At 41.9% G+C, this 1463-nt stretch carries 2 protein-coding genes; both read right to left on the bottom strand.

Translation table 11 applies throughout. From position 1 onward, the window contains the following. Positions 1-404, bottom strand: a 404-nt coding sequence (locus KDK18_RS08990; RefSeq protein ID WP_257254566.1) for a hypothetical protein, incomplete at its 3' end; no start/stop codon positions are given. Positions 405-956: 552 nt separating this feature from the next. Continuing rightward, positions 957-1463 (bottom strand): serpin family protein (locus tag KDK18_RS08985; protein WP_257254565.1); only part of this gene is annotated, 507 nt, incomplete at its 5' end.

Below are 1463 nucleotides of genomic sequence, written 5' to 3'. Positions count from 1 at the left end.
GACTGAAAAAGGCCATCAGGGGAAATAACAAAATTTCCAGGCATTTCTCGTGCTGCATGGCTAAAAACATTGATGGCAAGCTCAAGATTTCTTTGCGATTCATCCCCTTGTTGAGCAGGATATGAATCAGGCTTTACTGGTGTGGCCGATAGGAAAGACACCATGTCATGTTGAGTGTGGCCATTTTTGTTATGTTTACACATCGGGCAGGATGTAACAGCTTCACGACTGAAAAGAAAGCCGCATTCACATCTTTGAATCATTCGCAAGCTTTCTCCGGAAGTACCTGTGAATAACAGTGACAATGTGTGAATAAGGCTATCAGTGGAAATGAAAGAGTTTTCAAGAGTTTCTTGTGCTGAATGGCTGAGAACATCTACGGCAAGCTCCAGATATTCCTGCAATTGATCCGATCGTAAAGCGGGATTGGCTTGTGTTGCCGATTCGGAATGCGTTGTGCCATGTTGAGGGTGGTAGTTTTGATGTTGACAGACCGGGCAGCGTACAGAGTATTGGTGATCGTAAGTATAGCCACAGTTGTTACAAAGCACTGCCAGAAGCTGAGAAGGTAGCAACAGGCAACAGACTAAGCAGAATAATACCAGAACGACCCTGTATTGGCAGGCTATATCGAAAGATTTACTGGGTAAAAACACGTTTGAACCTTGTTGTCTTAATTTTAGGGTTTGGCTCGTAATAATCTCCCTATTTAATGGTTCGCTACCCTGCGAAAAAGTCAACCTAATGTGTAATTCGAAATCAAATATAGGATAGTTTCTTCGTGAGTGCTCAAAAAACTAAACCAGCTTGAAGGTCAGAGGGTACTGGCGCTTTATATATTGAAGATCAATTGCTTTTCGATAGTTACATACGCAACTTTAAATCTCTTAAAGTCCCTCACCCTTCCGCTTGCAGCAAGAGGGTGAGGGAGTTAGGAGGCTACCCCCCAATCCTTATTAATGGGTTTGCCATACTGAAGTGCCTGCGCCTAAGTTACCGGGATCAAGTATCTGCCCAATGAAGATGATTTTTTTTGTGATTATATTACGCAATATATAAAGAAATGGTCGCCTGAAACTGATTGATTTTCTCTGCGCTCTTCCCCCAAAAGATCTCATACAAGAAGTGTGTGTAACAGCTGCGGCTCGGGTTCCATCCTCATTAACCTCTATGGCACAATGCTGATTAAACACATTCAAATTAACAGGTACAGGAAGAGTTAGCATAGATCCTAAGCTGAGAACGTCTGTTAGAAGAGAATGTAAACGTAGATCTGCATTGCATAAAATTTGACTCAATTTTGTACCGGAATCAACTTTAAAGGGTGGAAGTCCAATATCCATTGTCGAGCGTGATAAGCACAACTCTTCGGAATCCAGTGATGAAAACAGTGTCATTAATATTTCTGGTGATACTTCGTGGGGCATTATTCTTTCCGGGGGTAAAACTAAAATCATTTCATG

Source organism: Endozoicomonas sp. SESOKO3, from assembly GCF_024606255.1.
This window is presented reverse-complemented; position numbering and strand designations above follow the sequence as displayed.